General features: G+C 72.2%; 22 protein-coding genes. 14 read left to right on the top strand and 8 right to left on the bottom strand.

Annotated features, from left to right (window positions below):
• Window positions 1-48: 48 nt before the first annotated feature.
• From ET526_RS10655 to lpdA, 3 genes are all read right to left on the bottom strand, one after another.
• Complete coding sequence (locus ET526_RS10655; RefSeq protein ID WP_135467676.1) at window positions 49-1,557, bottom strand: AAA family ATPase; 1,509 nt, start codon at window positions 1,555-1,557, stop codon at window positions 49-51.
• A gap of 152 nt (window positions 1,558-1,709) precedes the next feature.
• Window positions 1,710-2,708, bottom strand: coding sequence for a tripartite tricarboxylate transporter substrate binding protein (locus tag ET526_RS10650; protein ID WP_135467675.1), 999 nt, complete (start codon window positions 2,706-2,708; stop codon window positions 1,710-1,712).
• A gap of 171 nt (window positions 2,709-2,879) precedes the next feature.
• Window positions 2,880-4,274, bottom strand: coding sequence for a dihydrolipoyl dehydrogenase (gene lpdA / locus ET526_RS10645; RefSeq protein WP_135467674.1), 1,395 nt, complete (start codon window positions 4,272-4,274; stop codon window positions 2,880-2,882).
• Between the two features lie 176 nt (window positions 4,275-4,450).
• On the opposite strand from lpdA, the gene ET526_RS10640 reads away from it, so the two are divergent.
• The 9 genes from ET526_RS10640 (at window position 4,451) to ET526_RS10600 (ending at window position 13,708) form a co-directional block, all read left to right on the top strand.
• Entirely contained in the window at window positions 4,451-5,422 is a 972-nt protein-coding gene (locus tag ET526_RS10640) for a tripartite tricarboxylate transporter substrate binding protein (protein ID WP_135467673.1), read from the top strand.
• 35 nt (window positions 5,423-5,457) lie between these two features.
• Window positions 5,458-5,898: a PGPGW domain-containing protein gene (locus ET526_RS10635; protein WP_135467672.1), complete on the top strand. Its 441-nt coding sequence runs from the start codon at window positions 5,458-5,460 to the stop codon at window positions 5,896-5,898.
• A gap of 93 nt (window positions 5,899-5,991) precedes the next feature.
• Window positions 5,992-6,654: a histidine kinase dimerization/phospho-acceptor domain-containing protein gene (locus tag ET526_RS10630; RefSeq protein ID WP_135467671.1), complete on the top strand. Its 663-nt coding sequence runs from the start codon at window positions 5,992-5,994 to the stop codon at window positions 6,652-6,654.
• A gap of 142 nt (window positions 6,655-6,796) precedes the next feature.
• Window positions 6,797-7,843 (top strand): amino acid ABC transporter substrate-binding protein, encoded by a 1,047-nt coding sequence (locus ET526_RS10625; protein WP_135467670.1) that lies wholly within the window; start codon window positions 6,797-6,799, stop codon window positions 7,841-7,843.
• Window positions 7,844-8,002: 159 nt separating this feature from the next.
• The gene (locus tag ET526_RS10620) at window positions 8,003-9,205 is read left to right on the top strand and encodes an amino acid ABC transporter permease (protein ID WP_135467669.1); all 1,203 of its coding nucleotides are present in this window, start codon (window positions 8,003-8,005) and stop codon (window positions 9,203-9,205) included.
• A gap of 3 nt (window positions 9,206-9,208) precedes the next feature.
• On the top strand, window positions 9,209-10,360 hold the full coding sequence (locus tag ET526_RS10615) for an amino acid ABC transporter permease (protein WP_135467668.1): 1,152 nt from the start codon (window positions 9,209-9,211) through the stop codon (window positions 10,358-10,360).
• Between the two features lie 114 nt (window positions 10,361-10,474).
• Window positions 10,475-11,263: an amino acid ABC transporter ATP-binding protein gene (locus ET526_RS10610; RefSeq protein ID WP_158295557.1), complete on the top strand. Its 789-nt coding sequence runs from the start codon at window positions 10,475-10,477 to the stop codon at window positions 11,261-11,263.
• Between the two features lie 118 nt (window positions 11,264-11,381).
• Complete coding sequence (locus tag ET526_RS10605; RefSeq protein WP_240048353.1) at window positions 11,382-13,274, top strand: potassium transporter Kup; 1,893 nt, start codon at window positions 11,382-11,384, stop codon at window positions 13,272-13,274.
• 77 nt (window positions 13,275-13,351) lie between these two features.
• Complete coding sequence (locus ET526_RS10600; protein ID WP_135467666.1) at window positions 13,352-13,708, top strand: hypothetical protein; 357 nt, start codon at window positions 13,352-13,354, stop codon at window positions 13,706-13,708.
• Between the two features lie 22 nt (window positions 13,709-13,730).
• Here the strand turns inward: ET526_RS10600 and ET526_RS10595 are convergent, their stop codons facing one another.
• Both ET526_RS10595 and ET526_RS10590 read right to left on the bottom strand, forming a co-directional pair.
• Window positions 13,731-14,867, bottom strand: a complete 1,137-nt coding sequence (locus tag ET526_RS10595) for an acyl-CoA dehydrogenase family protein (RefSeq protein WP_135467665.1) — start codon at window positions 14,865-14,867, stop codon at window positions 13,731-13,733.
• Window position 14,868: 1 nt separating this feature from the next.
• Entirely contained in the window at window positions 14,869-16,074 is a 1,206-nt protein-coding gene (locus tag ET526_RS10590; RefSeq protein ID WP_135467664.1) for an acyl-CoA dehydrogenase family protein, read from the bottom strand.
• Window positions 16,075-16,166: 92 nt separating this feature from the next.
• Between ET526_RS10590 and ET526_RS10585 the strand changes: the two genes are divergently transcribed.
• A complete protein-coding gene (locus tag ET526_RS10585; RefSeq protein WP_135467663.1) occupies window positions 16,167-17,510 on the top strand; it encodes an LLM class flavin-dependent oxidoreductase in 1,344 nt (447 codons plus the stop codon).
• Window positions 17,511-17,561: 51 nt separating this feature from the next.
• Here ET526_RS10585 and ET526_RS10580 read toward each other — a convergent pair whose 3' ends face one another.
• Window positions 17,562-18,521, bottom strand: coding sequence for an amino acid ABC transporter substrate-binding protein (locus ET526_RS10580; protein ID WP_240048352.1), 960 nt, complete (start codon window positions 18,519-18,521; stop codon window positions 17,562-17,564).
• A gap of 198 nt (window positions 18,522-18,719) precedes the next feature.
• Between ET526_RS10580 and ET526_RS10575 the strand changes: the two genes are divergently transcribed.
• Window positions 18,720-18,941, top strand: coding sequence for a hypothetical protein (locus tag ET526_RS10575; protein ID WP_135467661.1), 222 nt, complete (start codon window positions 18,720-18,722; stop codon window positions 18,939-18,941).
• A 307-nt stretch (window positions 18,942-19,248) separates the two neighbouring features.
• Here ET526_RS10575 and metW read toward each other — a convergent pair whose 3' ends face one another.
• Together metW and metX are read right to left on the bottom strand one after the other, a co-directional pair.
• A complete protein-coding gene (metW, locus tag ET526_RS10570) occupies window positions 19,249-19,848 on the bottom strand; it encodes a methionine biosynthesis protein MetW (protein WP_135467687.1) in 600 nt (199 codons plus the stop codon).
• A gap of 56 nt (window positions 19,849-19,904) precedes the next feature.
• Window positions 19,905-21,059, bottom strand: coding sequence for a homoserine O-acetyltransferase MetX (metX, locus tag ET526_RS10565; protein WP_135467660.1), 1,155 nt, complete (start codon window positions 21,057-21,059; stop codon window positions 19,905-19,907).
• Between the two features lie 155 nt (window positions 21,060-21,214).
• Between metX and ET526_RS10560 the strand changes: the two genes are divergently transcribed.
• The 3 genes from ET526_RS10560 to ET526_RS10550 are packed head-to-tail and all read left to right on the top strand — an operon-like array spanning window position 21,215 to window position 24,048.
• Complete coding sequence (locus ET526_RS10560; RefSeq protein ID WP_158295556.1) at window positions 21,215-22,063, top strand: chorismate mutase; 849 nt, start codon at window positions 21,215-21,217, stop codon at window positions 22,061-22,063.
• Between the two features lie 4 nt (window positions 22,064-22,067).
• Window positions 22,068-23,168, top strand: a complete 1,101-nt coding sequence (hisC, locus tag ET526_RS10555) for a histidinol-phosphate transaminase (protein ID WP_240048351.1) — start codon at window positions 22,068-22,070, stop codon at window positions 23,166-23,168.
• A complete protein-coding gene (locus tag ET526_RS10550; protein ID WP_135467657.1) occupies window positions 23,161-24,048 on the top strand; it encodes a prephenate/arogenate dehydrogenase family protein in 888 nt (295 codons plus the stop codon). Before hisC ends, ET526_RS10550 begins: the two co-directional genes overlap by 8 nt.
• Window positions 24,049-24,081: the final 33 nt, after the last annotated feature.

The raw sequence follows: 24,081 nt of genomic DNA, 5'->3' as shown, positions 1-24,081 counted from the left end.
TTCATGAACGGAATGTGAGGCAGGCGGGGCCGCCGGCCCCCCCTCCCCTCAATGCGAGGCGACGAGCGCGGCCTCCGCCGCCAAGCCGAGGCACTCCTCCATCTGCGCCCGCAGCCGGCGCAGGTTGCGGTGGCGGGCGAAGCCGCGGCGCAGCGCCGCCAGCGTCTCCTCCTCCAGCGGCGGCAGCTCCGCCGGGGTGCAGCCGAGGTCGCCGGCGATGCCCTCGAGCAGCCCCGCCATCACCCGCGGGAAGGCGCTGGCCGGCGGCGGCTCCACCTGGTGCACGGAGAGGCGGGAGAGCAGCGGCGCCGGAATGCCGCGCGTCTCGTTCGCCGCCATGATCCAGAGGATGTGGCGCAGGTCGGCGGTGGTGCGCAGGCATTCGTCGAACCAAGCGGCCGCGCTTTCCGGCTCGATCATCGCCAGCAGCGTGTCGTGGACCCGGCCGTTGCTGTCGCGCTGGCCGCCCGCCTTCTCCACCTCGTCGAGGAAGAACAGCGGGTTGGGCGCGGAGAGCCGGGCCATCTCGGCGATCGGCCAGGCCGGGGTGGCGGCGGACCAGCCGCGGGCCGTGCCCTGCAGGCAGCGGTTGTCGGTCGCCCCGCCGAGGTTCAGCGCGCTGAAGGGCAGCGCCAGCGCCTGCGCCACCCGGCGGGCGAACCAGGTCTTCCCGACGCCGGGCGGGCCGACCAGCAGGATCGGCTTCAGCCGCGGCGAGGGCCGGCCGGCATGGGCAGCGAGCGCCAGGGCGCGGCGGAGCTCGGCCAGCGGCGCGGCGAAGGAGGGCGCCGCCTCGGCCAGCGCGGCAAGCCGCGCCGCGGCGTCGCGCGGCACGCGGCAGAGCGGCAGCGGGGCGGTGAGCCGCTGGTAGGACTGCCATTCGGCGCGGTCGTTCGGCGGCTCGAAGGGCTGCAGCAGCGTCACCTCGGCGGCCGGCGCCCCGGCGGCCTGCGGCGGAGGGGAGGCATGGGGCGGCGCCGCCTCCTGCGGCGGCGCGGCGCCCGGGGGCGGGGTGGCCGGGCGCGGCGGAAGGCTCACCACCTCGGCGAGCCGCGCCGCGATGCCCCGCCCGGTGTCGGGGCCGGGCAGGAAGCGCAGCCAGAGATCGGCCGCGAGCCGGGCGGCGAGCACGAAATGGCGCAGCCGGGCCGGCGAGGAGACCGCCTCGCCGAGCGCCCGCGCCTCGCCGTGCAGGCGGTGCTGCAGCGCCTCAATGCAGGCGAGCGCCGCCTCGCGGCAGAGCGGCCCGCCGCGCTCGGCGACGATGCGGGTGGCGGCCAGCACCAGCTCCGGCCCTCCGGCGAAGCGCGGCGCCAGGGGGGAGAAGCCGGCAGCGAAGGCGAGCAGCCCGGCATCATCCCCCCGCCGGACCGGCCGCTCCCCGATGCGGGCGGGGAAGAGGGGAGAGCGGAGATGGTCGAGCAGCGCCGCTTCCAGCCGGTCCACCTCCTCGGGGTCCAGGGCGAGCCAGAGCCAGAGGGGCGGGGAGGTCTCGCTGCCGAACAGCAGGCTGCCGGCGGCCGGGGCGGCGTGGAAGTCGAGGATGCTGTCGGGCACGAATCGCCTCGCGCTCGCGGATGGGAGCGCGAGTGAACATCGTATTCAAAGAATTGTGAACACCCGGCCGGCCCCCTGGCCGAGGAAGGCCGCGGCCGTGGCGCCGCGGCCATGCCCGGGCCGCGGCAGGGCGCCGCGGCCCGCGTCGGCCGTCAGACCCGCAGCCCGAGGCGGCGGACCATCTCGCCCTCCTCCTGGAATAGGCGCCGCGCCTTGGCGGTGTAGTCCTCGCTGTTGAGGTAGACGGGCTCCATGTCGAAACGCTGCAGGATCTCCAGGTGGCGGGGGTCGAACAGCGCCTTGTGGAAGGCGTCATGCAGGATGCGGACCACCTGCGGATCCATGCCGCGCGGCCCGGCGAAGCCGTAGGGAGAGGTGGAGACGATGTCGATGCCGACCTCGCGCAGCGTCGGCACGTCGGGGAAGCGCCGGGCGCGCTCCGCGCTCCAGACCACGAGCAGGCGAAGCTGGCCCGCCTCCACCAGCGGCGCCCAGCCGGTGGAATCGGCCGTCGCGTGCACCGTCCCGGCCAGCGTCGCCTGCATGTTGTCGGCGCCGCCCCGGAAGGGCACGTGGGTCCACTGGATCCCCTCCCGCTCGGCGATCTGCTCCATGGTGATGTGCAGCGAGGAGCCGACGCCCGGCGAGCCGTAATTCACCCGCCCCGGATTGGCCTTGGCGTAGTCCAGGAACTCGCGGAAGGTCCGCCAGGGGCTGTCGGCCCGCACCACCACGCCGAACAGGTAGCCGGTCAGGTGGATGATGTAGGTGAAGTCCTCCACCGGGTTGAAGGCGGGGCGGTCCGTCATGTGCGGCAGGCGGAAGACCGAGATCGGCATCTGCGTCAGCAGGTAGCCGTCCGGCCGCGCGTCCTTCACCGCCTGCGCGCCGAGGGTGCCGGTGGCGCCCGGGCGGTTCTCGATGATCACCGGCTGGCCGAGATGCGGAGCCGCGGCCTCGGCGATCGCGCGCATCTGCCCGTCGGTGGAGCCGCCGGGCGGCCAGGGGCAGATCAGGCGCACCGGCCGCTCGGGGAAGCGCCCCTGCGCCCTGGCGATGGCGGGCGCGGCAAGCGCGGCGGCGGCAAGGCCGAGCGCGCCGCGCCGGGAAAGCCTGGCGCCTGCTCGGGCGGCCTTGTCGTCTTGGGTCATCGTGGTGCTCTCCTCCCGGCATCGCCCGCTGCCCTGCCGGGGCAGCCGGGTTCCATGGTTGTCAGGCCCCGCCTCGGCAGGGATGGGGGGAGAGGTGGCCCATGCCGCCGCGCGCATCAAGCCGCGCCGGGCACAACCTTTCCGTGCCTTCCCCGCCCGGGCAGGCGCCGATCAGATGTGCAGCGCCCGGCCGGCGACGGCGAGCGCCGCCTCCTTCACCGCCTCGCTCAGGCTGGGGTGGGCGTGGCTGGTGCGGGCCACGTCCTCGGCGGAGGCGCCGAATTCGATGGCGAGGGCGAGTTCGGCGATCAGCGTGCCCGCATCGGGGCCGATGATGTGCGCGCCGAGGATGCGGTCGGTCGCGGCATCGGCCAGGATCTTCACGAAGCCGTCGGTGTCGCCCATGGCGCGGGCGCGGCCATTGGCGGTGAAGGGGAATTTGCCGGCCTTGTAGGCGACGCCCTCCTCCTTGAGCTGCTCCTCCGTCCGCCCGACGGAGGCGACCTCGGGCCAGGTGTAGACCACGCCGGGAATCGCCTCGTAGTTCACGTGCCCCGCTTGGCCGGCGATGCGCTCGGCCACCGCCACCCCCTCCTCCTCCGCCTTGTGGGCCAGCATCGGCCCGGCGATGACGTCGCCGATCGCCCAGATGCCGGGCACGTTCGTGGCGTAGTGCGCGTCCACCCGCACCCGCCCGCGCTCGTCCAGCGCCACGCCGGCGGCGTCGAGGCCGAGGCCCCCGGTGTAGGGGCGGCGGCCGATCGCCACCAGCACGACGTCGGCGCGCAGTTCCTCCGCCGGGCCGCCCGCCGCCGGCTCAAGGGTGAGCGTCACGCCCTCATTGCCTGCGCGCGCGCCCGTCACCTTCGTCTTCAGGCAGAATTTCAGGCCCTGCTTCGTCAGGATGCGCTCGAAGGCCTTGCCTACCTCGCCGTCCATGCCGGGCACGATGCGGTCGAGGAACTCCACCACCGTCACCTCGGCGCCGAGGCGGCGCCAGACGCTGCCGAGCTCGAGCCCGATATAGCCGCCGCCGATGACGACGAGGTGGCCCGGCACCCGGTCCAGCTCCAGCCCGCCGGTGGAGGTGACGATGCGCCGCTCGTCCACCTCCACGCCGGGCAGCGGGATGCTCTCCGAGCCGGTGGCGACGACGATGTGCCTCGTCTCGTAGGTCTCGCCGTTCACCGCGACCCTGCCAGGCGAGAGGATGCGCCCCTCGCCCTTCAGCCAGGTCACCTTGTTCTTGCGGAACAGGAACTCCACGCCCTTGACGTTGGCGGCGACGACCTCGTCCTTGCGCGCGAGCATGCGGGCGAGGTCGAAGCGCACCTCCCCGTTCAGCACCACGCCGTGGTCGGCGAGCTTGTGGCGCGCCTCCTCGACATGCTCGGAGGATTGCAGCAGCGCCTTGGAGGGGATGCAGCCGACGTTGAGGCAGGTGCCGCCGAGCGTCTCCCGCTTCTCCACGCAGGCCACCCTCATGCCGAGCTGCGCCGCACGGAGGGCGCAGACATAGCCGCCAGGGCCGGCGCCGATCACGATGACATCGAAGCTCTCGGGCATGCGGGAATGGTCCTGCGCTGGGGGCGGGAGGGGGCGGACACTGGCCCCTGGCGGCGCGCCAGGCAAGCCCTTCCCCCGCCGGCCCTTCCTGCGGGCGGGGCGCGCCGCCTATGCTGCCCGACGGCGGAACGGGCGTCCCCGAATGGTGCCCGCGCCACAACCGGGAGGAACACGCCATGACCCCACCCCTGGGCCGTCGGGTCGCCCTCGGCCTGCTTGCCACGGGCCTCGCCGCGCCCCGCATCGCCCGCGCCGCCCGCTTCCCCGAGCGGCCCATACGCATGATCAACCCCTGGTCTCCGGGCAGCTCCTCGGACGTGCAGATGCGCTCGATGGCGGAGCTCGCGCAGCGCCCGCTCGGCCAGCCGGTGATCGTGGAGAACCGCCCGGGGGCGAGCGGCACGCTGGTCGCACCCGCGGTCAAGGAGGCACGGCCAGATGGCTACACGATCGGGCAGATGCACCTCTCGATCATCCGCCGTCCCTACCTCGTGCGGAATCCGCAATGGGACGTGGCGACCGACTTCACCTACATCATCGGCCTCTGCGGCTGGGTCACAGGGCTGGCGGTGCGGGCCGACGCGCCCTGGAAGACCTTCCACGAGTTCATGGAGTCCGCCAGGGCCTCGCCGGGCGGGCGCACCTACGCCACCTCGGGCATCGCCACCACGCCGCACATCGCCATGGAGGACATGGCGCGCCGCCTTGGCGTGCAGCTCACCCACGTGCCCTATCGCGGCACCAGCGAGGGGGTGACGGCGGTGCTCGGCGGCACGGTGGACTGCATGGCCGACGCCTCCGCCTGGGCGCCGCATGTGGTGGCGGGGCGGATGCGCCTCCTCGCCGTCTTCACCGCCCAGCGCTTCGAGCGCTTCCCCGAGGTGCCGACGCTGCGCGAGCTCGGGCTCGACATGGTGGTCTCCACCGCCTACGGGCTGGTCGGCCCGGCCGGGATGGACCGCGGCGTGGTGCGGATCCTGCACGACGCCTTCAAGGAGGCGCTGTTCCACCCCGAGAACGAGCGCGTGCGGGCGCAGTTCGACATGCCGGCGGCCTACCACGACAGTGACGCCTACCGCGAGGTCACGCTGCGCCAGGCGGCCTATGAGCGGGAGATGGTGCAACGGCTCGGGCTGCGGCTCGACTGAGCCGGGCGCACCGTTTCGGGGACCGGGCTGGATCCGTGCTGCCGCTGCCCCACCTGGGGACGATGATGCACCCGATCCAGCCGCTGCCCTCCGGCGAGGTCCGCGACCAGACGCAGGCCGGCGCCCTGCCCGGCGAGTCCCTGCCCGCCCCCGTGGCCTGGGCGGCGACCCTGCCCGCCAGCCTGCCGGGCCAGGCGGTGCCTGGCCGCCCCTCCCGGACCCGTAAGGCGGTCGGCTTCGCTCTGCTCGGCCTCGGCGGGCTTGGCTTGGTGCTGCCGGTGCTGCAGGGCGGCCTGTTCCTCGCCCTTGGCCTGTTCGTCCTGCGCGACCAGTATCCCTGGGCGCATCGCGGCATGGAATGGGCGCGCCGGCGCTGGCCGGTGGCCACCGGCAGGCTGGAAGCCCTCGAGGCCCGGATCTTCGCCTGGGGCGGGCGGCAGGCGCGGCGCCTGCGCGCCCTCTTCCGCCGCGGCTGAGAGGGGCGGCCGGCCTGCTCCTCGTTCCGGGATGGGAGGCGACGCCCGCCCGCCGGTGCTATAGATGCTTCCGGCAGCGGTCGGAGCAGGCAGATGGACGATGACCGGGCGATCCTGCGCCGGCGGGCGGAGCGGATGGTGCGGCTGGCCACCCTGGCTCGCCCGGTGCAGCACGACATCAACAACCTCCTGACCGTGATCTTCGCCAATCTGGAGATGCTGCGCCGCAGCGCGAGCGAGGGGGCGCCGCAGCGCCAGCTCGACCGCATCCAGGAGGCGGCGCGGCGCTTCGAGGCGACGAGCCGCGCCCTGCTCTCCCTGGCGCGGCGCCCCGTGCCCGGCGAGGGGGAGGTCACCCTGACCGAGGCGGTGGCGGCGCTGCGCCCGCTGCTGCAGGTGCTGCTGCCGACGCCGGGCGCGCTTGAGGTGGAGGACGAGCCGGATGCCTGGCCGGTGCTGATCGACCGCGCCCTGCTCGACGACGCGCTGCTGCGCCTTGCCGCCGAGGTGGCGGACACGCGGGCGCGGGGCCTGCAGCTTGGCCTCGCGGTGGCGAACCGCCCCGGGAAGGAGCCTCGGGCGGGGATGGCGGAGCTGACCCTCCGCCTGCGCGTCACGCCCTCCCAGGCGGCGCGCGAGGCGCTCGGCGCCCTGGCCCGGCAGGGAGGGGGGACGGTCGAGGAGGTGGAGGTGCCGGAAGGGGCGATGTTGCGCCTGCTCCTGCCGCGCCACGAGCCGCTGCCCTCCGGGCCGTGACGCCCCGGCCGCTCCCGCGCCGGCCCGCCATGGATCGGCAGTTGATCCGGCCCCGGCCCTGGCGCAGCATTTGCCGGACCGATATGGGATGATCTCCCGCACGGGAGGCGCCGGGCGGAGAGAGAATAGGGAGACGGACAGTATGCAGCCCTTCGGGCCCATCCTCAGCCGCGCCCTGGGCGTGGCCGCGCTCGGCCTCGCCCTGGTCGTGCCGGACATTGCGCGGGCGCAGCAGGCGCCGGCCGCCGATACCCTCGGCGCGGTGCGCAGCCGCGGCACGCTGGTCTGCGGCGTCAACACCGGTCTCGCCGGCTTCGGCCAGCCCGACGCGCAGGGTGTCTGGCGCGGCTTCGACGTAGACTACTGCCGCGCCTTCGCAACCGCGCTGTTCGGGGACCCGAACCGGGTGCGCTTCGTGCCGACCACGGCCCAGGCGCGCTTCCCGGCGCTGCAGTCGGGCGAGGTGGACGTGCTGGCCCGCAACACCACTTGGACGCTGTCGCGCGACACCTCGCTCGGCTTCGATTTCACGGGCATCAACTTCTACGATGGCCAGGGCTTCATGGTGAAGGCGAACCTCGGCGTTCGCAGCGCGCGGGAGCTGGACGGCGCCACCATCTGCGTGCAGCCCGGCACCACCACCGAGCAGAACCTGGCTGACTGGGCGCGCGCCCACAACATCAACTTCCGCCCCGTTGTGATCGAGCGGCTGGAGGAGGTGGTCGGCGCCTATCTGGCGGGGCGCTGCGACGCCTACACCACCGACGTCTCGGGTCTCGCCGCCACACGCTCCGCCCAGCAGCGGCCGGACGACCACATGATCCTGCCCGACGTGATCAGCAAGGAGCCGCTCGGCCCGCTGGTGCGCCAGGGCGATCCGCGCTTCGCCGACCTGATGCGCTGGGTGCATTTCCTGCTGGTCGCGGCCGAGGAGTTCGGCATCACCCAGGCCAATGTCGAGCAGGCGGCGCAGCAGGACCAGCGGCCGGAGGTGCAGCGCATGCTCGGCCGCACCGGCGATCTCGGCCGCATGCTGGGCGTGGAGAACGACTGGGCGGTCAAGGTGATCCGCGCGGTCGGCAATTACGGCGAGATCTTCCAGCGCAACCTCGCCCCGCTCGGCCTGCAGCGCGGCCACAACGCGCTCTGGACCGAGGGCGGCCTGCAGTACGCGCCGCCCTTCCGGTGAGACGCGGCGGGGGCCGGACCGCCCGGCCCCCGCGCACGCGACAGGAGCGGAGCGCGGAGGGGCGGAACCGGCCGGAAGCCTGACCCCGCTCCGCGAACGGCAAGCCGGTGCCGCCGCCGCGCGCGGGCGGAGGCGGCGCCGGCGAGAGGAGGCCGAGGGATGTCCCAGAGCAGCACCGACCCCCGCCTGCTCCGCGCCCCGCCGAAGCGGAGGCTGCGCCTTTCCTGGCGCGACGAGCGGGTGCGGGGCATCGTCTGGCAGGTGCTCGTCGTCGGCGTCATCGGCGCCATCGTGTGGTGGCTGTGGTCGAACACGGTCCACAACCTGGAGGTCCGGCGCATCGCCACCGGCTTCGGCTTCCTGAGCCGGGAGGCCGGGCTGCCGATCGCCGAGAGCCTGATCGAGTACAGCCCGACCGACACCTATTTCCGCGCCCTGCTGGTCGGGCTGCTGAACACGCTGAAGGTGGCCGTGGTCGGCATCGTGCTGGCAACCATCCTCGGCACGCTGATCGGCATCGCGCGCCTCTCGCGCAACTGGCTCTTGGCCAAGCTCGCCGGCATCTATGTCGAGGTGATCCGGGACCTGCCGCTGCTGCTGCAGCTCCTGTTCTGGTACGTGGTGCTGCAGAACCTGCCCGGGCCCCGCCAGGCGCTGACCCCGGTGGAGGGCATCTATCTTTCCAACCGGGGGCTGAAGCTGCCGGCGCTGGTGTGGGAGGCGGCGCATGGCTGGGCGCTGCTGGCCTTCCTGGCCGGCATCGTCGGCACCTGGCTGTACCGCCGCTGGGCGCGGGCGCGGCAGATGCAGGACGGGCAGCCGCGCCGCGTCTGGCCCGTGGCGCTGCTGCTGATGGCGGGGCTGCCGGTCGCGGTCTGGTGGGCGCTCGGCGCGCCCTGGGTGGTGGACTGGCCGGTGCTGCGCGGCTTCAACTTCCGCGGCGGCACCACCATCACGCCCGAATACTTCGCCCTGCTGCTCGGCCTCGTGCTCTACACCGCGGGCTTCATCGCCGAGATCGTGCGCGCCGGCATCCTGGCCGTGCCGCAGGGGCAGTGGGAGGCGGCGGAGGCGCTCGGCCTGCGCCCGGCGCAGGTGCTGAACCGCGTGGTGCTGCCGCAGGCGCTGCGCGTGATCGTGCCGCCGATGACCAGCCAGTACCTGAACCTGACCAAGAACTCCTCCCTGGCGGTGGCGATCGGCTACCAGGACATCGTCTCGATCGCCAACACCACGCTGAACCAGACCGGCCAAGCGATCGAAGGGATTGCCATCATCATGCTGGTCTACCTGACGATCAGCCTGTCCATCAGCCTGTTCATGAACTGGTACAACGCCCGCATCGCGCTGGTGGAGCGCTGAGCCATGGCCGACACCACCACGCGCATCCAGCTTGAGACCGCCGTCGCCCGGGTGCCAGGGGAGGCCTCCGCGCCGCGCAAGCCCCCGGTCACCGCGACGGGCTTCCTCGGCTGGCTGCGCGCCAACCTGTTCTCCTCCTGGATCAACGCCGCGGTCACCCTGGTGCTGCTCTACCTGGTGGTCCGCTGGGTGATCGGCTTCGTCGAATGGGGCATCCTCAACGCCGTCTGGTCGGTGCCGGCCGGCCAGACTCAGGCCTGCCGCGAGGTGCAGGGGGTGGGCGCCTGCTGGGCGGTGGTGACCGAGAAGCACCGCTTCATCCTGTTCGGCACCTACCCCTATGAGGAGCACTGGCGCCCGGCTCTGGTCTGCGCCCTGTTCATCGGCCTCTACGTCGTCTCCGCCATGCGCCGGTTCTGGAACTGGACGCTGGTGCCGATCTGGACGGTGACGCTGACCGTGATCGGCATCCTGATGTGGGGCGGGGTGTTCGGTCTGCCCTACGTTCCGCAGGAGCGCTGGGGCGGGCTGCCGATCACGCTGATCCTGGCGACCTTCGGCCTCGCCTTCGCCTTCCCGCTGGCGATCCTGGTGGCGCTCGGGCGGCGCTCGCAGCTGCCGGCGATCAAGGCGATCTGCGTGCTCTACGTGGAGCTGATCCGCGGCGTGCCGCTGATCAGCCTGCTGTTCATGGCGAGCGTGATGTTCCCCCTGTTCCTGCCGGAGGGGGTGAACATAGACAAGCTGCTGCGCGCGCAGATCGCCATCATCCTGTTCGCCGGCGCCTACCTTGCCGAGGTGGTGCGCGGCGGGCTGCAGGCGCTGCCGAAGGGGCAGTACGAGGCCGCCGAGGCGCTCGGCCTCTCCTACTGGCAGAAGACCGGGCTGATCATCCTGCCACAGGCGCTGCGCCTGGTGATCCCGCCGCTGGTGAACACCTTCATCGGCTTCTTCAAGGATACCTCCCTGGTGCTGATCATCGGTATCTTCGACCTGCTGACGGCGGGCAAGACCGCGATCATCGAACCGGCCTGGCAGGGCTTCGGCGTCGAGGTGTACATCTTCGTCGGCTTCATCTACTTTCTGTTCTGCTACGCCATGTCGAAGTACAGCCAGAACCTGGAGGCGGAGCTGAACCGCCACCGCCGCCGCTAGAGCATTGTCCGTCCGCCCCGGCTCACGGCCAATGCTCCGGATCTTTGATGTGCGAGCCTCTTCACCCGTCCGGATGATTCCACCCGGACGGGATCTGCTCTAGGAGCGATGGACATGGGCGAGACCGGGCAAGCGCAACTGGCCTCCGCGGCACGGACCGACGCGCAGCCGGCCATCATCCTCGACCGGGTGAACAAGTGGTTCGGCGCGCTGCACGTGCTGCGCGACGTCTCCCTGCAGGTGGCCTTCGGGGAGAGGGTGGTGGTCTGCGGCCCCTCGGGCAGCGGCAAGTCCACCATGATCCGCTGCATCAACCGCCTCGAGACGCACCAGGAGGGGCGGATCATCGTGGACGGCATCGAGCTGTCCGAAGATGTGAAGGCGCTCGACGCCATCCGCCGCGAGGTCGGCATGGTGTTCCAGAGCTTCAACCTCTTTCCCCACCTCACCGTGCTCGAGAACTGCACCCTGGCGCCGATCTGGGTCCGCCGCATGCCGAAGCGCGAGGCCGAGGCGCTGGCGATGCACTACCTCGAGCGCGTGCGCATCCCGGAGCAGGCGAAGAAGTATCCCGGCCAGCTCTCCGGCGGGCAGCAGCAGCGCGTGGCGATTGCCCGCGCGCTCTGCATGAAGCCCAAGATCATGCTGTTCGACGAGCCGACCTCCGCCCTCGATCCCGAAATGATCAAGGAGGTGCTGGACACCATGGTGGAACTCGCCGAGACCGGCATGACCATGATGGTGGTGACGCACGAGATGGGCTTCGCCCGCCAGGTCGCCGACCGGGTGGTGTTCATGGACCGCGGCGAGATCGTCGAGCTCGGCACCCCCGACCAGGTCTTCAACAATCCCCAGACCGAGCGCCTCAGGCTGTTCCTGAGCCAGATCCTGCGCGGCCACTGACGGCCCCTGGCACGCCACGCCATGACGGCGGCGCGCGGCGGCCCTGCGTCCGCGCGCTTGCGTGACGCTTGGTTTCCGCCGCAATGTCGCCGCGTTCCGTTGCCGGAGCGTACCACGCTTGGTCCCCCCCGCCACCACCCCGAACCCGGCCGACCGTCCCCTCACGCCCGCGCTCTACATTGGCGTGCTCGGCGTCGTCTACGGCGACATCGGCACCAGCCCGCTCTACGCGCTGCGCGCCGCCGCCGGCCATTTCGCCGATGACGGGCTCGCGCCCTGGGAGATCCTCGGCCTCCTCAGCCTGATCTTCTGGTCGCTGATCCTGGTGGTGACGGTGAAGTACGTCGCCTTCGTGCTGCGGGCCGACAACCGGGGCGAGGGCGGCATCCTGGCGCTGATGGCGCTGGCGCAGCGCGCCGCGCGCGGCGACCGCGCCCGCTGGGTCGTGGCCCTGATCGGCATCGCCGGCGCGTCGCTGTTCTTCGGCGACGGCATCATCACCCCGGCGATCTCGGTGCTGTCGGCGGTGGAGGGGCTCAAGGTCGTCTCCCCCGCCTTCGAGGAGGCGGTGGTGCCGATCTCGGTCGCCGTGCTGCTGGCCCTGTTCCTGGTGCAGTACCGCGGCACCGGGGCCATGGGCGCGGTGTTCGGGCCGGTCTGCGCCGTCTGGTTCGCGGTGATCGGGTTGCTCGGCCTGATCGAGGTGGTGCGCCACCCCTTCGTACTGGCCGCCCTGTCGCCGCACTACGCCGTGGATTTCGCGCTGCGCTACCACCTCGCGGCCTTCATCGCGCTCGGCTCCGTGGTGCTGGTGGTGACGGGGGCGGAGGCGCTCTACGCCGATATGGGGCATTTCGGCCGCAGGCCGATCCGCGTCGCCTGGCTCACCTTCGTCCTGCCGGCGCTGGCGCTCAACTATTTCGGACAGGGCGCGCTGCTGCTGCGCGATCCGGAGGCGCTGGAGAACCCCTTCTACCTGCTGGCGCCGGAATGGTTCCGCCTGCCGCTCGTGTTCCTCGCAACCGCCGCCACCATCATCGCCAGCCAGGCCATGATTTCCGGCGCCTACTCCATCGCCCGGCAATGCGTGCAGCTCGGCTTCATGCCGCGCCTCGTGGTGCGCCACACCAGCGAGACGGCGGAGGGAGAGATCTACCTGCCGCAGGTGAACACCGCCCTGCTCATCGGCGTGCTGATCCTGGTGATGGAGTTCCGCAGCTCGGATGCGCTGGCCGCGGCCTATGGGCTGGCGGTGACCGGCACCTTCCTGTGCACCTCCGCCCTCGCCGCCTTCGTGTTCCGCAACCGCTTCGGCTGGCCGCTGCTTTCCGTCCTGGCGGTGTTCGGGCCGTTGGTCCTGCTCGACACCGCCTTCTTCCTGTCCAACGTCCTGAAGATCCCGCAGGGGGGATGGGTGCCGCTGCTGATCGGCTCGGCGCTGATGGTGCTGATGACCACCTGGCACAGGGGGCGGGAGCTGCTCTTCGCCCGCTTCCGCCAGGACAGCCTGCCGCTGCGCTCCTTCCTGGCACGGCTGCCGCAGTCGCGCACCATCCGCGTGCCCGGCATCGCCGTCTTCATGACCAGCCAGGCCGACTACCTGCCGAGCGCCCTGCTGCACAACCTCAAGCACAACAAGGTGCTGCACGAGCACGTGCTGTTCGTGACGGTGCGGAACGAGGGCATCCCGCAGGTCCCGCCCGAGCGCCGCTGCACGGTGGAGCGGCTGGCCGACAACATCCACCGCGTCACCATCCTGTACGGCTTCCAGGAGAGCCCCAACATCCCGCGCGAGCTGGAGGCGCTGCGCAGCCAGGGCATCGGGTTCGATCCGATGCAGGCGAGCTACTTCCTCGGCCGCGAGACGGTGGTGCAGGCGGCGGTGCCGAAGATGTCGCACTGGCGGCAGTGGCTGTTCACCGTGATGTCGCGCAATGCCGTGCCGGCCACGGAATTCTTCCGCATCCCATCCGACCGCGTGGTCGAGCTCGGGGTGCGGGTGGCCATCTGAGGCCCTGTCCCGCCCCCGGTCTTGGCGCCGCCGTCCCGTGCCCTATGTTGCCCCGACCGGGGGGTGGAGGGAGAGCCATGCCGAGGATCACCCTGGTCCTCGCCAGCGGGCCGGGCTTCCCGGCGGGAAGCGCCGAGCACCGCTACGAGCTGGAGGCGACGCTCGATGCCGGCGGGCATCTCGACGCCGCCGCCTGGCAGGCGGACCCGCAGCCCTGGCCGGCGCGGCGCCTCCGGCCGGGCGAGGCGCCGCGCGAGGGGGATGTGCAGCACGATCCCGAAACCGGCTGGTCGCTGCGCTTCCCGCCGGACGAGGCCGGCGCCGAGCTGACAGAGGCCCTGCTGAGCCCGGGCGTGCTGCGGCCCGGCGAGTATGTGACGATCTGCACCCCGGGCGGCGTGGAATACGGCTACCGCGTGGTCAGCGTGGCCTGACCGGCGCGGCGCTGCCCCCGCCTCACGCCACCTGATCGGCCAGGCGGTCGAGATGCCAGTCGGTGTCGCCGAACAGGTGCTCGATCACCATGACGCGGCGGAAGAAATGGCCGACCGCGTACTCGTCGGTCATGCCGATGCCGCCATGGAGCTGGATCGCCTGCTGCGAGACGAAGCGCCCTGCCTGACCGACGCCCACCTTCGCCATGGAGATGCTGCGCGCCCGCTCCGCCGCGTCCGGCTCCTCCACCATCATGCTCGCCAGCATGGCCATGGAGCGGCCCTGCTCCAGCGCCACAAGCATCTCCGCCGCGCGGTGCTGCAGCGCCTGGTTCTCCCCGATCGGCCGGCCGAATTGCTGACGGGTCTTCAGGTACTCCAGCGTCATGGCCTGCATCGCCTCCATGGCGCCGACCACCTCGGCCGCGGTCGCGGCGATGCCGGCCTCCACCACCCGCTCGATCACCGGCAGTGCGTTGTCGCGCTCCCCGAGCAGGGCGGAGGCGGGCACGCGCACGCCGGAGAGGGAGAGCTCCGCCGCCCGCGTGCCGTCGCGCAGCGGATAGCCGCGCCGCGCCACGCCCTCGGCCCCGGCGTCCACCAGGAACAGCGAGATCCCCTCCGCGTCGTCGCGCCCGCCGGCGGTGCGGGCGCTGACGATCAGGCGGTCGGCGCAGTCGCCGTGCAGCACGACGCTCTTGGCGCCCTCCAGCACGAAGCCGCCATCCTTCGGCGTCGCGGTGGTCTGCACGTCGGCGATGTCGTAGCGCGCCTCTCGCTCGTAATGCGCGAAGGCGAGCTTCATGGCGCCGGAGGCGATGGCGGGCAGGATCTCGCCCTTCTGCCCGGCGTCGCCGGCGAGGCGGATCGCCGTGCCGCCCAGCACCACCGTCGCCAGATAGGGCTCCAGCACCAGGTGGCGGCCGAAGACCTGCATCAGCAGCATCACCTCCACCGCACCGCCGCCGAAGCCGCCATGCTCCTCGGCGATGGGCAGTCCGAGCAGGCCGAGCTCGGCATACTTCCCCCACAGCGCGGGGCTCCAGCCCTGGGAGGATTTCAGGATCGCCTTGCGCTGATCGAAGGCATACTGGTCCGCCAGCAGGCGCGTGATGCTCTCGGTCAGCAGGCGCTGGTCGTCGGTCAGGTCGAAATCCATCTCAGAGCCCCAGCACCGCCTTGGTCAGGATGTTCTTCTGGATCTCGTTGGTGCCGCCGTAGATCGAGGCGGCGCGCAGCATCAGGTAGTTCGGCGCCATCTGCGGCGCCCATTCGGGGCCGATCGGCGGCTCGTTGGCGAGCTGCGCCAGCTCCTGCTGCCAGACGGGCATGGCCTGCGGTCCGCCGACATCCATCGCCAGCTCGGAGGTCGCCTGCAGCAGCTCCGTGCCCTTGATCTTCAGCACCGAGGAGAGCGGGTCCGGCCGCCCGTCGGCGGATTTCGCATAGGCCGAGACGACTCGGAGCTGCGTGATCTCGAGCGCCTTCATGTCCACCTCGAGCTGCGCGACGCGGGCGCGGAAGGCGCGGTCCTCGATCAGCGGGCGGCCCCGCTTGCGCACCTCGCGCGCCACCTCCTTGGCGAAGCGCACCCGCTCCTTGGACTTGCCGAGGCGGGCGATGCCGGTGCGCTCGTTGCCGAGCAGGTACTTGGCGACGTTCCAGCCGCGGTTCTCCTCGCCGACGAGGTTCTCCACCGGCACCTTCACGTCGGTGAAGAACACCTCGTTCAGGTGGTGGCTGCCGTCGATGGAGATGATGGGGCGCACCTCCACGCCCGGCGTCCGCATGTCGATCAGCAGGAAGGAGATGCCCTCCTGCCGCTTCGCGGCCTGCGGGTTGGTGCGCACCAGGCAGAAGCACCAGTCGGCGTTGTGCGCGGTGGAGGTCCAGATCTTCTGGCCGTTGACGACGTAGTGGTCGCCCTCCCGCACCGCCCGCGTCTTCAGGCTGGCGAGGTCGGAGCCCGCGCCGGGCTCGGAGAAGCCCTGGCACCACCAGTCGTCGAGGTTGGCGGCGCGCGGCAGGAAGCGCCTCTTCTGCGCCTCGGTGCCGAACTGGATCAGCACCGGCCCGATCATGGTGATGTTGAAGGAGAGCATCTCCGGCGCCGGGGCGGAGAGGTTCTCCTCCAGGAAGATCATGCGCTGGATCGGGCTCCAGCCCGGCCCGCCCCACTCCTTCGGCCAGGAATAGGCCGCCCAGCCCTTGCGGTTCAGGATGCGCTGCCAGGCGATGGTGTCCTGCTTGCGCGGCGGGTGGCCGAGGCGCATCCGCTCGCGGATCTCGGGGGGCAGGTTGTCGCGGATGAAGGCGCGCACCTCCTCGCGGAAGGCGACCTCCTCCGGGGTGAAGCGCAGATCCATGGACGGTCCTTCCCTTGGCTTCCCTTTGGCGGAAGACTGTCCCAGCCGCGCGCGACGGACAAGGGCGCGCCGCCCGGCGGGGGGAGGAGACCATGACGCGGGAGCTGCACCTCAACCTGTTCATCCACGGCCGCGGCCATCACGAGGCCGCCTGGCGCCACCCGCTCGCCACGCGCCGCGCGCTGACCGACATCGGCTACTACGCCGAGCTGGCGCGGCAGGCCGAGGCGGGGCTGTTCGACTCGATCTTCCTCGCCGACCAGCTCACCCTCGGCGACGATGCGGCGCATGTCGCCAAGGGAGGGCTCGAGCCCATCACCACCCTGGCCGCGCTGGCCGGCGCGACGCGGCGGATCGGGCTGATCGCCACCGCCTCCACCACCTACACCGAGCCCTTCAACCTGGCGCGGCAATTCGCCTCGCTCGACCACATCAGCGGCGGGCGCGCCGGGTGGAACATCGTCACCTCCTGGGCGCCGGGCGCGGGGCGCAATTTCGGCCAGGACGGGCCGGCCGGCCACGAGGAACGCTACGAGCGCGCGGAGGAATTCCTTGAGGTCGTCACCGGCCTCTGGGACAGCTGGGCGGACGACGCCATCCTCGACGACCCGCGCTCCGGCCGCTTCGCCGATCCGCGCCGCATCCGCGCGATCAACCACGCGGGGGAGCACTACCGCGTCGAGGGGCCGCTGAACCTGCCGCGCTGCCCGCAGGGCCGCCCGGTCTTCGTGCAGGCCGGCTCCTCCGCGACCGGCCGGCGCTTCGCCGCGCGCCACGCCGAGGCGGTGTTCACCGCGCAGGTGGAGAAGGAGGCCGCCATCGCCTTCTACGCCGACCTGAAGGCGCAGGCCGCGGCGATGGGGCGGGCGCCGGAACGGATCCTGGTGCTTCCCGGCCTCTCCGCCCTGATCGGCGCGACCGAGGCGGAGGCACGGCGGCTCTCGGACGAGCTGGACGCGCTCTCCGACCCCGAAGTCGGGCGGGCGCGCCTCTCCGGCCGCTTCGGCGGGCACGACTTCTCCCACCTGCCGCTCGACCGCCCGCTCTCGGTCGAGGACTTCCCCGATCCCGAGACGGTGCAGGCGGCGCGCAGCCGCACCCAGGTGATCCTCTCCGTGGTGGCGCGCGAGCGGCCGACGCTGCGCGCGCTGCTGCGGCGCCTGGCCGGGGCGCGGGGCCACCTCACCATGGCGGGCACGCCGGAGCAGGTCGCGGCGCTGATCGAGGACTGGTTCCGCTCCGGCGCCGCGGACGGGTTCAACGTCATGCCGCCGGTCCTGCCGGCGATGCTCGACCGCTTCGTCGCCGAGGTGGTGCCGATCCTGCAGCGGCGCGGCCTGTTCCGCCGCGAGTACGCCGGCGACACGCTGCGCGCCCATTACGGCCTGCCGCGCCCGCCGAGCCGGCATGTCGCCGGGCGTCATGCCGCGGAGTGACGCGGGCGCCGGGACGGGATCGGGGGTCAGGATGCCGGCCCCCGGCCCGCCTCAGCGCAGCGGCAGCGAGTACATCAGCCCGCCGCGGGTCCACAAATCGTTGAGGCCGCGCTCGAGGCCGACCGGCGAGCCCCTGCCGAGGGTGCGCTCGAACACCTCCCCGTAATTCCCGACCTGGCGGATCACGTTGTAGGCCCAGGCCTCGTCCAGGCCGAGCGCCTTGCCGAAACCGGGGACCACGCCCAGGATGCGCTGGACGTTCGGGTCCTGGCTGGCGCGCATCCGCTCCACATTCTCGCGCGTCAGGCCGATCTCCTCGGCCTCGATCATCACCCGCAGGGTCCAGCTCACCACGTCCAGCCACTGGTCGTCGCCGTGGCGCACCATGGGGCCGAGCGGCTCCTTGCTGATGCGCTCGGGCAGGATGGCGTGCGCCTCCGGCTCGCGGAGGGCGGAAACGCGCAGTGCGGCGAGCTGCGAGGCGTCGGTGGTCATGGCGTCGCAGCGGCCGGCCTGGTAGGCGGCCGTCATCTCGTCCATGGAGGACAGCACGATCGGCTCGATGCGGATGGCCTCGCGCCTGGCGAAATCGGCTAGGTTCAGCTCGGTGGTCGAGCCGGGCAGGACGCAGACCGAGGCGCCGTCGAGCTGGCGGGCGCTGGCGATGCCGGCGCGGCGCGGCACCATGAAGCCCTGGCCGTCGTAGAAATTGACCCCGGCGAAGTTGAAGCCGAGGGCGGTGTCGCGCAGCAGGGTCTGGGTGACGTTGCGCGCCAGCACGTCCACCTCGCCCGATTGCAGGGCGATGAAACGGGTCTGGTAGGTGGTGGGAACGAAGCGGACCTTGCTCGCGTCCCCGAACACCGCGGCGGCGACGGCGCGGCAGAATTCCGCGTCCAGCCCCTGGTAGACGCCGCGCGAATCGGGGGCCGAGAACCCGGCGACTCCGGTGTTGACCCCGCAAATCAACAGGCCGCGAGCCTTCACCGCCTCGAAGGTTTGCCCGGCCATGGCCGGCAATGTCCAGAACCCGACGCAGAACGCAATCACTAGTTGAAAATGCCTGAACATAAGCCCTCCCATGGCGGTGTGTGGCGAAAAAACTACGGCGTGTGGTTGCCGAACACGCCTTCCCTGCATCCGAGGCTTGCCTTGCGGCGTTGGTAAATAGTATGTGTTCGACCTCTCCCCTGGTGTGGAACCTTCCGCATGAGCCTAGCGACCAAGACGGCCGAGGCCGAGAGCGAGACCGTGGACCAGGCGGCGCTGCGGCTGATGCTGTCCTATGTGGAGGCCGAGTGCCTGCGCATCGGCGCCACGGAGGCCGCGCGGCACGCCGCGCTCGCCGCCGCCATGATGCCGGGTGCCCACCATGCGGCCCCGCCGGATGCCACCCTGGCTGCGGCGCGGCGCAACTCCCGCCTGCACTGAGCCGCGCCGAGCCCGCCTCCGGCCCTGTGGAGGCCGGGCGGGCAGGGTTCCGAAGCCGTTTCCGTCCATGAGGACCTGCGCAACGGTTTTCCCACACCAGGCGGCACCCACGACCCGCCCCCCGAACGATTGCGGGGGCGGGAAGCCGCCTCCCAAACAATAGGCTGGAGCCGTTCCGTGATCGTGGTGGGGTGGGAACCGCTCTGGAGCAGATCCCGCTCAGGTGAACCCACCTGAACGGGTGAAGATACTCGCACAACCGACGAGCTGGAGCATGGCCCGTGAGCCGAGGCGAAGGGAAAACGCTCTAGCCCCGGCGAAGCTTGAACAGCGCCTGCTCCCCGAACAGGTTGGCCAGCCGCGCCGAGCGGCGCCAGGGCGCGCGGCGGCCGTGCTCGTCCACCGCCAGCCACTCCTCCACCACATAGCCCTCCATCGCGCACAGGGCGAAGAAGTCGGCGATGGTGCAGGGGTGGATGTTCGGCGTCTCGTACCAGGGGCGGTTCCAGGTCTCGGTGTCCGGCATCCGGCCGGTGACCAGCAGGCGCCAGCGCATCTGCCAATGGCCGAAATTCGGGAAGCTGACGATGGCGTGCCGGCCGATGCGCAGCATCTGCCGCAGCACCTCCCGCGGCTTCTCCACCGCCTGCAGGGTGCGCGAGAGCACCACGTAGTCGAAGGCGCCGTCGGGGTAGAAGGCGAGGTCGGTGTCGGCGTCGCCGTGGATCACCGCGAGGCCGGAGGCCACCGCCTCCGTCACCGCCGCCATGTCGATCTCGATGCCGCGCGCATCGGCGCCCTTCTCCGCCGTCAGATGGGCGAGGAGGGCGCCGTCGCCGCAGCCGATGTCGAGCACCTTCGCGCCGCGCGGGATCATCTCCGCGATCAGGCGGAGGTCGAGGCGCATGTTCTTGGCGACGTAGCGGATGGCCTCGCCGCGCTCCGCCGGCCCATCCATCGCCCTCACACCCCCAGCCGGTCGGCGCAGCCGGCGAGGAAGCCGCCGAGCGCGCGGTGGAATTCCGGCTCCTCCAGCAGGAAGGCGTCGTGGCCCTTGTCGGTGGCGAACTCCACGAAGGAGACGTTGGCCGCCGCGGCGTTCAGCGCCCGCACCAGGGCCCGGCTCTCCCGCGTCGGGAACAGCCAGTCGGAGGAGAAGGAGGCGACGAAGAAGCGCGTCGCCGTGCCGCGGAAGGCGTTGGCGAGGTCCCCGCCATGCTCCGCCGCGAGGTCGAAATAGTCCATCGCCCGCGTGATGGTGAGGTAGGAGTTGGCGTCGAAGCGGCGCACGAAGGTGCTGCCCTGGTGGCGGAGGTAGCTCTCCACCTCGAACACGTCCTCGAGGAAGGTGAGCGCCGAGGCGCCGCGCAGCCGGCGGCCGAATTTCCGCGTCAGCGCCTGTTCCGAGAGGTAGGTGATGTGCGCCACCATGCGCGCGACGGAGAGGCCCTGCGCCGGCACCCGCCCGTCCTCCCAGTAGCGCCCGCCCTTCCAGTCGGGGTCGGCGTGGATGGCGGCGCGGCCGACCTCGTGGAAGGCGATGTTCTGCGCCGAATGGTGCGCGGCGGTGGCGATCGGGGCGGCGGCGAACACCGCCTCCGGATAGGTCGCCGCCCATTCCAGCACCTGCATCCCGCCCATCGAGCCGCCGACCACGCCGAGCAGCCGCGTGATGCCGAGATGGTCGGTCAGCCGCTTCTGGGCGCGCACCATGTCGCGGATGGTGATGGAGGGGAAGTCGGTCCCCCAAGGCCGGCCGAGGCCACGCCCCTCGGCGTCCGTCATCTCCTCGCGCGGCCCGGTCGAGCCCATGCAGCCGCCGAGGACATTGGCGCAGAGGACGAAGTAGCGGTCGGTGTCGAGCGGCTTGCCGGGGCCGATGATGGTCTCCCACCAGCCGGGGCGACCGGTGACCGGGTGGGTCTCGGCCACGTACTGGTCGCCGGTCAGCGCGTGGCAGACCAGCACGGCGTTGCTGCGCGCCGCGTTCAGCCGCCCGTAGCCGCGCCAGGCGACGGCGAGCGGCCGGATCGCCGCGCCGCAGTCGAGCGCGAGGCCATCGGCGAAGACGGCGCGCTGGTGCTCGACCTGGGGAAAGGGGGCGACGGGTGCGGACATGCCGGGGCGGGGAGGAAGAGGGGCGGCAGCAGCAATAGGCCCCTGCGCCCCCGGCTTCAACCGTCCGGCCCGCTTGGCGGATGGTCCGGTGGCGGCGCGCCCTGGCTTGGCGCCCGGCCCGCCCGCGTCTATTGCTGCGGCGAAAGACGCAGGCGATGACCCGAGCCACCGATACCGATGTCGCCCCCGCCCCGGCGGAGGGTGCCGGCGCCCTCGCCGCCCTGCGCGGGGAGATCGACGCGCTGGACGACGCGCTGCACGACCTGCTGATGCGCCGCGCCGGCGTGGTGGCGCGCCTCGCCGGCAGCCGCGCCAAGACCGGTGCCTCCACCCTGCGCCCGGGGCGGGAGGCGCGGGTGCTGCGCCGCCTGCGGGATCGCCATGCCGGCCCGCTGCCCTTCGCGGCGGTGGTGCGGCTGTGGCGGGACCTGTTCGCCGCCTCCACCGCCCTGCAGGGGCCCTTCGCCATTGCCGTCTGTGCCGGGGGGGAGGGGATGCGCCTCGCGCGCGAGCATTTCGGCCTGCTGACGCCGCTGGTCGAGGCACCGGCCCCGGCGCGGGCGCTGGGGATGCTCGCCTCGGGCGAGGTGCCGGTCGCCGTGCTGCCGGCGCCGGAGGAGGGGGAGCCCGCCGGGTCCGCCTGGTGGACGGCGCTCGACAGCCCCCGCCTGCAGGTCTCCGCCCGGCTGCCCTTTTGGTCCACCGGCGCGCCGGGGGCGGAGGCGATGGTGGTCACGCCCGGCGCCCCGGATCCCTCCGGCGAGGACCGCTCCCTGCTGCGGCTGCAGGGCGGGGTGGCGGAGAGCCGCACCCGGCTGCGCGAGGCGCTGGCGGATGCCGGAATGCCGCCGCGCCACCTGCTGCTGCGCCGCGACGGTGCCGCCCCGCTTGCGCTCGCCGAGGTGGAGGGCGTGGTGGAGGCGGGCGATCCGCGCCTCGCCGCGCTGCGCGTGGACCATGTCCTGCCGCTCGGCTTCTACGCCGTGCCGCTGCGAGGAGCCTGACGCCGTGACCTTGCCGCAGCCCCGCCCCTCCATCCTCTCGATCGAGCCCTATGTTGGGGGCGAATCGAAGATCCCGGGCGTCAACCGCGTGGTGAAGCTCTCCTCCAACGAGGGCGCCTTCGGCCCGCCGCCCGGCGCGGTGGAGGCGATGGCGGCGGCGGCGCGGGAGATGCACCGCTACCCCGATGGCGGCGCCACCGCGCTGCGTCGCGCCATCGGCGCGCGCTTCGGCCTCGACCCCGAGCGCATCGTCTGCGGCAACGGCTCGGACGAGCTGATCCAGCACCTGATCCTCGCCTATGGCGGCGAGGGGACGGAGCTGGTGATGAGCGCGCATGGTTTCATCATGTACGACATCTCCGGCCGCTACGCCGGCTGCCGGGTGATCAAGGCGCCGGAGCGGAACCTCACCGCCGACGTGGACGCCATGCTGGCCGCGGTCGGGCCGCGCACGAAGCTGGTCTTCCTCGCCAACCCCAACAACCCCACCGGCGCGATGCTGCCGGCGGCCGAGGTGGCGCGGCTGCGCAACGGCCTGCGCGAGGACATCCTGCTGGTGCTGGACGCGGCCTATGCCGAATACGTCACCGATCCCGCCTACGATCCCGGCGTGGCGCTGGTCGAGGCGGGCACCAACACGGTGATGACCCGCACCTTCAGCAAGATCTTCGGCCTCGGCGGCGCGCGGCTCGGCTGGGCCTACGCGCCGGCGCCGGTCGCGGACATCCTCAACCGCGTGCGCGGGCCGTTCAACGTCAACGCCGCGGCGCTCGCCGCCGGAATCGCCGCGCTGGCCGAGCCGGGCTGGGTGGAGCGCTCGGTCGCGCACAACGAGGCGTGGCGTGCGCGGCTCGCGGAGGGGCTGCGCGCCGCCGGCATCACGGTGCACCCGAGCCACGGCAATTTCGTCCTCGCCGATTTCGGCACGCCGGCGCGGGCGAAGGCGGCGGATGCGGCGCTGCGCGGGCGCGGGCTGATCGTGCGTGCCATGGGCGCCTACGGCCTGCCGCAGGCCCTGCGCATCACCGTCGGCCAGGCGGAGGAGTGCGGCATGGTGATCGAGGCGCTCTCGGCCTTCATGCGCGACGCGCCCTCCCATGGCTGAACCGCTCTTCGAGCGGCTCTGCCTGGTCGGGATCGGGCTGATCGGCAGCTCCATCGCCCGCGTGGCGCAGGAGCGCGGGGACATCGCGCGCCAGGTGGTGGCGCATTCCCGCCGGGCGGAGACGCTGGCGCGCGTGCGCGAACTCGGCATCGCCGACGCGGTGGAGGCGGACGCGGCGCGCGCGGTGCGCGGCGCCGATTGCGTCATCCTCTGCATCCCGGTCGGCGCCTATGCCGGGGTGATGCGGGTGATCGCGCCGCACCTGATGCCGGGTGCCATCCTCTCCGATGTCGGCTCCACCAAGGGCAGCGTGGTGCGCGACCTCGTTCCGCTGCTGCCCGAGGGCGTGCACCTCGTGCCTGCGCACCCGATGGCGGGCACCGAGCACAGCGGGCCGGACGCCGGCTTCCCCACCCTGTTCCAGGGCCGCTACTGCATCCTGACGCCGCTGCCCGGCTCCGACCCGGAGGCGGCGGAGAAGGTGGCGGAGCTGTGGCGCCGCTGCGGCTCCATGGTCGAGACCATGGACGCGGCGACGCACGACAAGGTGGTGGCCATCGTCTCCCACCTGCCGCACCTCATCGCCTTCACCATCTGCGGCACCGCGGACGACCTGGCGGAGGAGACGCGCGAGGCGGTGTTGAAATTCGCCGCCTCCGGCTTCCGCGACTTCACCCGCATCGCCGCCTCGGACGTGGACATGTGGCGCGACGTGTTCCTCAACAACCGTGAGGCGGTGCTGGAGATGCTGGCCCGCTTCACCGAGGACGCGCAGGCCTTCGGCCGCGCCATCCGCTGGGGCCAGGCGGAGTTCATCGAGGACCGCATCCGCCGCGGGCGGTCCATCCGCCGCGGTCTGATCGAGCGCAAGCAGGCCTGAGCGCGGCGCGGCCTGCGCCGTGGCGAACCCGGC

It is taken from the genome of Crenalkalicoccus roseus (genome assembly GCF_004761865.1).
Taxonomy (GTDB): domain Bacteria; phylum Pseudomonadota; class Alphaproteobacteria; order Acetobacterales; family Acetobacteraceae; genus Crenalkalicoccus; species Crenalkalicoccus roseus.
The sequence above is the reverse complement of the archived record's forward strand: the minus strand, read 5'-3'. Positions and strand labels throughout refer to the sequence as shown.